Genomic DNA, 218 nt, shown 5'->3' with positions numbered 1-218 from the left:
ATATTTTGTCTTTCATCAGGATAATATCTAAATAGTCATTCATTGAGGGTATATACATAGTCATAACCCCCTTCACCTCTAAAAGTTTCCCTTGCACTGAAACTGGTTTCATGCCTTAGACTAATTAAAAATTGGCGTAACGCTAAAGGCGGCGTGACAATTTTTGAAGTGTTCTAATTAGAGGACACTTTTTTTATCTAAAACGAAATTATTTAAAC

1 protein-coding gene (running past one end of the window) is annotated in these 218 nt (G+C 33.0%); it reads right to left on the bottom strand.

Translation table 11 applies throughout. From position 1 onward, the window contains the following. Positions 1-208: 208 nt before the first annotated feature. Positions 209-218: the end of a DUF3189 family protein gene (locus tag V7083_RS20855; protein WP_335481544.1), read on the bottom strand. The gene runs 512 nt beyond the window's last position; only the last 10 of its 522 coding nucleotides appear in the window; the start codon falls outside the window, past its right edge — the gene reads right to left on this strand; it ends in the stop codon at positions 209-211.

The organism is Bacillus sp. JJ1764 (genome assembly GCF_036962145.1).
GTDB lineage: Bacteria > Bacillota > Bacilli > Bacillales > Cytobacillaceae > Neobacillus.
The sequence above is the reverse complement of the archived record's forward strand: the minus strand, read 5'-3'. Positions and strand labels throughout refer to the sequence as shown.